The following is a 7,494-nucleotide window of genomic DNA, read 5'->3' as shown; positions in this document are numbered from 1 at the left end:
TTTGTACTCACCCTCTCGGGCTTTCCTCCGGGCTTTCGTTCTGTTCTTGCGTTTCCGACTCTATCAGACTCTTTCGGGCCCGACTTCCTCGGTGCCTTTCAGGTCCTGCGCTTTCGCGCTTTCCCTTTCCGGCGATTCCGACTCTATCAGATCCTTTCGGGCCTGACTCCCAGTCAGCGGGTATTTGCTTCGAGGCTGTTGAGCCCCTCGGCGAGTGAGACAGTAGCGGATTCCTCGCCCCCGAACCTAATCGGCGGCAGCATCCTCGGACGCGGATTCCTCATTCGCAAATACGCATGAAAACGAGACGACGGAGTGCGTCGTTCGTTCGAATGTGTGGTGCGGAATGGCCGTCCGGGGACCGACCGGGGTCGGCGCTCACTTCGGACAACTCGAAGAACCTTACGGACCGGGCACATCTGTGTCAACCCCAGGCTGACCGGCGGCGCGAGGTGCGCAAATCTCCCCCCGTCCTCATCCCGCCCGGTCTACCCTGGGGCCATGACTACGCATGCGCTCACGCTCAACCTCCGCTGGTGGGCCGCCTGACGGCGGCCGATCTGCAACGCGAGCACGCATGCGCTCACGGCCGCCGCTACGGCGGCCGTTTTTGTTTCTCCCTCCCCGGAGTGGCTCGGTCGCCGACGCGGTGGCCCCGACACCACTCACGTACAAGGGAGAGCGGGACATGACGAGGATCTTCAGCGGGGTCAAGCCGACCGGGCATCTGACGCTCGGCAACTACCTGGGGGCCGTACGGCAGTGGGTCGCCGCCGACCACGAGCCCGACGAGGCGCTGTTCTGCGTCGTCGATCTGCACGCGCTGACCGTCGAGCACGAGCCGGCGCGCGTACGGCGGCTCAGCAGGCAGGCGGCGACCCTGCTGCTCGCCGCCGGGCTGGATCCGCGGCGGTGCACGTTGTTCGTGCAGAGCCATGTCGACGAGCACACGCGGCTGGCGTACCTGCTGGAGTGCACCGCCACCGACGGCGAGCTGCGGCGGATGATCCAGTACAAGGAGAAGGCGGCGAAGGCCCAGGCCTCCGGGGACGGCGTACGGCTGTCCCTGCTCACGTATCCGGTGCTGATGGCCGCCGATATTTTGGCGTACCGGACCGATGAGGTTCCGGTGGGTGAGGACCAGCGGCAGCACGTCGAGCTGACCCGGGATCTCGCCGTGCGGTTCAACCAGCGCTACGGACACACCTTCACCGTGCCGAAGCCGACCCATCCGGCGGTGGCCGCACGGGTCATGGACCTGCAGGATCCGACGTCGAAGATGGGGAAGTCGCACGAGAGCGGTGCGGGGATCGTCTATCTGCTCGACGAGCCCGGGGTCGTGCGCAAGAAGGTGATGCGGGCCGTCACCGACAGCGGGGACGGCGGCGTGGTCTACGACCGGGACACGCGGCCGGGGGTCGCGAACCTGCTGGACGTCCTGGCCGCCTGCACGGGCGGGGATCCGGGGGCGCTCGCCGAGGGCTACACGGGGTACGGCGCGCTCAAGCGGGACGTCGCCGACGCGGTGGTCGAGCTGCTGCGGCCGGTCCGGGAGCGGCATGCCGAGCTGGCGGCCGATCCGGCGGAGGTGGAGAAGGTGCTGCGGGAGGGTGCCGGGCGGGCCCGGGAGCTGGCGCGGCCGGTGGTGGACCGGGCCTACGAGGCCATCGGGCTGCTGGCGCCGTGAGCGGGTACGGGCCCCCGGCTCGGGGGCCCGTACCGCGTGGTCAGCTGTTGCCGGAGGCGAGTTCGCGGCTGCGGTCGCGGGCCGCTTCGAGGGCGGCGATCAGGGCCGCGCGTACGCCGTGCTTCTCCAGCTCCACGATCGCGTTGATCGTCGTACCGGCCGGGGAGGTGACGGCCTCACGGAGCTTGACCGGGTGCTCACCGCTGTCGCGGAGCATCACGGCGGCGCCGATGGCGGCCTGGACGATGAGGTCGTGGGCCTGGGCACGGGGCAGGCCGAGGAGGATGCCGGCGTCGGTCATGGCTTCGACGAGGTAGTAGAAGTAGGCGGGCCCGGAGCCGGAGAGGGCGGTGGCCGCGTCCTGCTGGGACTCGGGGACGCGCAGGGTCTTGCCGACGCCGCCGAAGATCTCCTCGGTGTGGAGGAGGTGCGCGGCGGTGGCGTGGCTGCCGGCCGAGATGACGGACATGGCCTCGTCGACGAGGGCCGGGGTGTTCGTCATGACGCGGACGACGGGGGTGCCGGGCGCGAGCCGTTCCTCGAAGAAGGAGGTCGGGATGCCGGCGGCGCCGCTGATGACGAGGCGGCCGGCGGGGACGTGCGGGGCGAGCTCTTCGAGGAGCTTGGCCATGTCCTGCGGCTTGACGGTGAGGATGAGGGTGTCGGCGCGCTTGGCGGCTTCGGCGTTGCTGACGGCCTCGACACCGTAGCGGGAGTGCAGTTCCTCGGCGCGTTCCGGGCGGCGGGCGGTGACGAGGAGCTTCGAGGCGGGCCAGCCGCCCCGGATCATCCCGCTGAGCAGGGCCTCGCCGATCTTGCCGGTACCGAGGACTGCGACTGTCTGGGTCATGCCCGATCCACCTCGCCGAACTGTGTGTGCACGTGTGCTGGGGTACGTGTTCATCCTTGCACTCGTGCGCGGCGGGGCGGGGCGGTGTCCGGCCTGTGGTCAGGCATCAGGGGGTGCGGCATCAGGGGGTGCGGCGGCGGAGGGTGGCCGCGCCGAGGGCGAGGACGAGCAGGGCGCAGGCGGCGACGATCACGGCGTCTCGGATGAAGGCGGCGGTCATGTCGGTGTGGGTGAGGACCTGGTTCATGCCGTCGACGGCGTACGACATGGGCAGGACGTTCGAGAGGCCTTCCAGGACGGGCTGCATGGTGTCGCGGGCCGCGAAGAGGCCGCACAGGAGCAGTTGGGGGAAGATCACCGCCGGCATGAACTGGACGGCCTGGAACTCGGAGGCCGCGAAGGCGGAGACGAAGAGGCCGAGTGCGGTGCCGAGGAGGGCGTCGAGGAGGGCGACGAGCAGGAGCAGCCACGGGGAGCCGACGACGTCGAGGCCGAGGATCCAGAGGGCGAGGCCGGTGGCGAGGAGGGACTGGACGACGGCGACGGCTCCGAAGGCGAGGGCGTAGCCGGCGATGAGGTCGCCCTTGCCGAGGGGCATCGCGAGGAGGCGTTCCAGGGTGCCGGAGGTGCGCTCGCGCAGGGTGGCGATGGAGGTCACCAGGAACATCGTGATGAGCGGGAAGATGCCGAGGAGGCTGGCGCCGATGCCGTCGAAGGTGCGGGGGCTGCCGTCGAAGACGAAGCGGAGCAGCGTCAGCATCAGTACGGGGACCAGGAGCATCAGCGCGATGGAGCGCGGGTCGTGGCGGAGCTGGCGCAGGACGCGGGCGGCGGTGGCGGTGGTGCGGGCCGCGCTCATCGCGGTCGCGGTGGTCATGGTGGTCATGGTCGTGGTCGTCGTGGCGGTCATCGCTGTGTCTCCCGGGCGAGTGCGTCGGCCTCGTCGACGAGGCGGAGGAAGCCCTCTTCGACGGTGGCGGAGCGGGTACGGATGCGCAGGGCGTCGGGGGTGTCCTGGGCGAGGATCCGGCCTTCGCGCATGAGGAGCAGATCGTGGCAGCGCTCGGCCTCGTCCATGACGTGGGAGGAGACGAGCAGGGTGGCGCCGCGGGTGGCGGCGAGGTTGTGGAAGAGGTTCCACAGGTCGCGGCGCAGGACGGGGTCGAGGCCGACGGTGGGTTCGTCGAGGACCAGGAGCTCGGGAGTGCCGAGGAGGGCGACGGCGAGGGAGACGCGGCTGCGTTGGCCGCCGGAGAGGTTGCCGGCGAGGACGGTGGCGTGGCTGCTGAGGTCGACGTCGGCGATGGCGCGGGTGACGGTCGCGTGGCGGCGTTCGGCGGCGGCGCGGCCGGGGTCGAGGATCGCGGCGAAGTAGTCGAGGTTCTGCCGGACGGTGAGGTCGTCGTAGACGGAGGGCGCCTGGGTGACGTAGCCGATGCGGTGGCGCAGTTCGGGGTGGCCGGCGGGGCGGCCGAGGACGTCGAGCGTGCCCGTGACGTGGGCCTGGGTGCCGACTACGGCGCGCATGAGGGTGGATTTTCCGCAGCCGGAGGGGCCGAGGAGGCCGGTGATGCGCCCGCGGGGGACGTCGAAGGCGATGCCGTCGATGACGGTGCGGGGGGTGCGGCCGGTGCCGCGGCGGACGGTGAGGCCGTGGGCGTGCACGGCGGGCGGGGTGCCCTCGGGCGGATTATTCATCATGTGATGAATAATGCTCCTGGCGGTGCCGGGGCGTCAATCGATGGGTCGGGTCGGGAGTGGGGCGGGGCCGCGGGCCCGGCTACTTCTTGCGCTTGGGGCGGCGCGCGGCCGGGTTTCCGGTGCGGGCGCTGCGGCGGCGGGCGAATTCGGTCACGGCACGCTCGTACTCGGCGCGGCGGAGCTTCTCGCCCGGGGCCTCGACGAGGCAGCGGAGGAAGTACGCGATGAGGGAGCCGATGAAACCGATCGCCTTCAGGCCCTTGAGGGCGGCCTCGTCGGAGGAGGGGGCCGGCCTGCGGCTGAAGGAGTCCCAGGTCTTGGCGAAGGCGATGGAGCTGGCGACCGCGAAGAGGACGACGACGGAGATGCTGAGGAAGGGGCCGACGTTGCCGATCTCCAGGCCCTCGTAGGCGAGGCGCAGGAGGAGCGCCGCGGCGAAGGCGGTGACCAGCGAGCCGACGGCGACGGCGGCGCGGCGCAGGCCGTAGTTGCCGTCGTGGTTCACCCAGGTGGTGCCGAAGTAGCGGATCGGCTCGGGCTCGGGTCCGGCGGGGATCGCCGTGGCCGGGGCCTGCGCGGCCGGCTCGGCGGGGGTCTGGTCTCGCTGGTCGTCGCTCACACCAGCGATTATCCACCGCCGAGCCGGGCGGGCCGGGTGTGTCTCACGTGTCAGACGGGGCCGGCTGGGCTTCCGTACCCGTCAGGCGCAGCGGGTGGCGACGTAACCGTCGCTGCCCGTCTTCACGTACGCGTCGGACACGAACTCGCCGTTGCCGATGCAGTCCCAGATGTTCGTCGTGCCGTACGGGCCCGAGATCCACGTGCCGGGGCACTGGCAACGAATCGTGACCGTCGCGCCGAGCGGCAGGACTCTGGAGACGGAGTAGTTGGTTCCCGGGCCGGTGCGGACATTGACCTGGTAGCCGGGAGCGACCGGGAAGGTCTGGAAGCCGGACGTGGCGGCCAGGCCCTGGACTTGGCTTGAATCGTTCTCAACGGACATGCGAAAACTCCCCCCTTGGGTGTTGCTCTGCGCAACGCGCGCAGGGTAGCAAGCCCTTGGATGTTCGCACGGGCCATCGACTAGGCTCCGGCGGGGGTGGTGAGCGGTGCAGTCACTGTGCGCGGACTACGCGGGGTTTCCGGAGTACGCCGGGCAGTACCGGCTCGAATCCGTGCTCGGCTCCGGCGGTATGGGCGTCGTCCACCTGGCCACCTCCAGCTCGGGGCTGAAACTCGCCGTCAAGGTCGTGCACGCCCAGCACGCGGTGGATCCGGAATTCCGGGCGCGGTTCCGGCAGGAGGTCGCCGCCGCGCGGCGGGTGAGCGGGGCTTTCACCGCGCCCGTCGTGGACGCCGATCCGGATGCCGAGCGGCCGTGGATGGCCACCCTGTTCATCGATGCCCCGACGCTCTCGGATCGCGTACGGGAGCGGGTGCTGGACCCGGTCGAACTGACCCGGCTCGCGGCCGGGCTGGCGGAGGCCCTGCGGGACATCCACCGGGCCGGGGTCGTGCACCGGGACCTGAAGCCCAGCAACGTGCTGATGGCCCCGGACGGGGTCCGGGTCATCGACTTCGGCATCTCGCGCCCGGCCGACAGCGATCTGCGGACCGAGACGGGCAAGCTGATCGGGACACCGCCGTTCATGGCTCCGGAGCAGTTCCAGCGGCCCCGGGACGTGGGAACGGCCGCGGACGTGTTCGCGCTGGGTGCGGTGCTGGTGCACGCGGCGACCGGGCGCGGGCCGTTCGACTCCGACAGCCACTACCTCGTGGCGTACCAGGTCGTGCACGCCGAGCCCGACCTGACGGGGTTGCCGTCACGGCTCGTCCCGATCGTGGCCCGCTGCCTGGCGAAGGATCCCGCGGAACGGCCCACCGCTGCGGAGCTGATCGCCGCTGTCCGAACCGTGACGAGCCCGACGGCCGAGGACACCCAGCCCTTCATCCCGCAGCCACGCCGGCCGGTCCCGGCCGAGGAGGTCACGCACAGGCGGGACCGGATCGCCCCCGTGGACTCGGGCGCGGACGTCACGGGTAGTGCCCGGCGGCGGCCCGCGGTGGTGGCCGCCGCCGGGATCGCGCTGCTGCTGGCGCTGGGATCGGCGGGCGGGTACCAGTACCTCGGCGCGGCAGCCGAGCCGTCGGGACCGCAGGCCTCACAGGAGGCACAAGGGCCGCCGCCCTTCGTCCCGTGGGCCGCGGAGCTGGGTGAGCGGGGGGCCGGAAATCGTGCCGCTGCCTGTTCCTGGTCGGCGGATGCCCTGTACTGCTCGGGGCGAGGAGTGGCTGTGGCACGGCTGAACCCGGCGGACGGCTCGGTGCTGTGGTCCGCGCGGGCTGCCTCCGCCGACCGGACGGCGAAGGACAGCGCCCCCATGCACGGAGGCGGGATCGTCGTCGCGGTCGCCTCCGCCAGTCGGCTGCTCCAGGCACTGGATCCCGGCAGTGGCGCGGAGCGCTGGAAGCGGAACCTCCCGGACGCCACCCAGGTGGTGATCGTCGGCGAGCGGATGCTGCTGGCGGGACCCGGCGGGGACGTGACCGTGCTCGACGCGGCGGACGGCACTCCGCGCTGGTCCAAGAAGATCGGCGGGGTGGGTTCGACCTGGTGGTCCGGACCGGACGAGTCCGGACGGCCCGTTCTGTACGTGGCCACACGCGACGCCGACGGCAGGTCGACACAGCTCGCTTCGGTGGATCCGGTGAGCGGGAACGAGCGCTGGCACCTGCGTACGTCGGGGTTGCTGCGACCGGTCGGGGTGGCGGGCGGCGCCGCATGCTTGCTGGACAACGACGCCTCCAGCAAGACCCGTGCCGTCCTTCGCGTGGACCTGACGACGCGCTCCTTGCACCGGGTGCCCCTGTCGGCGCCGCTCTTCGACGCGGAGGCGACGGTGGGGGCCGACGGAACCGTCTACGCCTTCGGGACCTCGGGCGGGCTCGTGGCCGTCGGGCCGGACAAGGAACGGTGGCGGCTGGAGACGGGGGTGTCCGCCGCCTCGCGACCTGTGTTCGGGGACGGACGGCTGTACCTGACGGCGCAGGACGGGCGGTTGCTGGCCGTCGACGCGGGGGCGGGGCGGCTGCTGGGCCAGACCAAGCCCCGGATGGGGACGGGGCAGGACACCTTCAGCGCGACGCTGCCCGCGCCGGTGGTCGCCGACGGGCGGGTGTACGCGTCCGCGCCCGACGGGTCCGTGTTCGCCGTGGACGCGGCGAACCCCGCCGGGTGGTGACGCGCCCGGCGGGG

General features: G+C 71.5%; 7 protein-coding genes. 2 read left to right on the top strand and 5 right to left on the bottom strand.

What is annotated here, in order from left to right:
- Window positions 1-688 precede the first annotated feature (688 nt).
- A complete protein-coding gene (trpS, locus tag ACGFYQ_RS19305; protein WP_393745318.1) occupies window positions 689-1,687 on the top strand; it encodes a tryptophan--tRNA ligase in 999 nt (332 codons plus the stop codon).
- Window positions 1,688-1,727: 40 nt separating this feature from the next.
- Here the strand turns inward: trpS and proC are convergent, their stop codons facing one another.
- The 5 genes from proC to ACGFYQ_RS19280 form a co-directional block, all read right to left on the bottom strand.
- Window positions 1,728-2,537 (bottom strand): pyrroline-5-carboxylate reductase, encoded by an 810-nt coding sequence (gene proC / locus ACGFYQ_RS19300; RefSeq protein ID WP_362394940.1) that lies wholly within the window; start codon window positions 2,535-2,537, stop codon window positions 1,728-1,730.
- A gap of 121 nt (window positions 2,538-2,658) precedes the next feature.
- Complete coding sequence (locus tag ACGFYQ_RS19295) at window positions 2,659-3,447, bottom strand: ABC transporter permease (protein WP_393745316.1); 789 nt, start codon at window positions 3,445-3,447, stop codon at window positions 2,659-2,661.
- On the bottom strand, window positions 3,444-4,238 hold the full coding sequence (locus tag ACGFYQ_RS19290; RefSeq protein WP_393745314.1) for an ABC transporter ATP-binding protein: 795 nt from the start codon (window positions 4,236-4,238) through the stop codon (window positions 3,444-3,446). The genes ACGFYQ_RS19295 and ACGFYQ_RS19290 overlap by 4 nt, the downstream gene beginning before the upstream one ends.
- 79 nt (window positions 4,239-4,317) lie before the next feature.
- Entirely contained in the window at window positions 4,318-4,857 is a 540-nt protein-coding gene (locus ACGFYQ_RS19285; protein ID WP_393745312.1) for a hypothetical protein, read from the bottom strand.
- Window positions 4,858-4,938: 81 nt separating this feature from the next.
- Complete coding sequence (locus ACGFYQ_RS19280) at window positions 4,939-5,241, bottom strand: peptidase (RefSeq protein WP_393745310.1); 303 nt, start codon at window positions 5,239-5,241, stop codon at window positions 4,939-4,941.
- 106 nt (window positions 5,242-5,347) lie between these two features.
- Between ACGFYQ_RS19280 and ACGFYQ_RS19275 the strand changes: the two genes are divergently transcribed.
- Window positions 5,348-7,480 carry a PQQ-binding-like beta-propeller repeat protein gene (locus tag ACGFYQ_RS19275; protein WP_393745308.1) on the top strand — a complete coding sequence of 711 codons (2,133 nt, stop codon included), beginning with the start codon at window positions 5,348-5,350 and terminating at the stop codon, window positions 7,478-7,480.
- Window positions 7,481-7,494: the final 14 nt, after the last annotated feature.

This window comes from Streptomyces sp. NPDC048258 (genome assembly GCF_043201995.1).
Taxonomy (GTDB): domain Bacteria; phylum Actinomycetota; class Actinomycetes; order Streptomycetales; family Streptomycetaceae; genus Streptomyces.
This window is presented reverse-complemented; position numbering and strand designations above follow the sequence as displayed.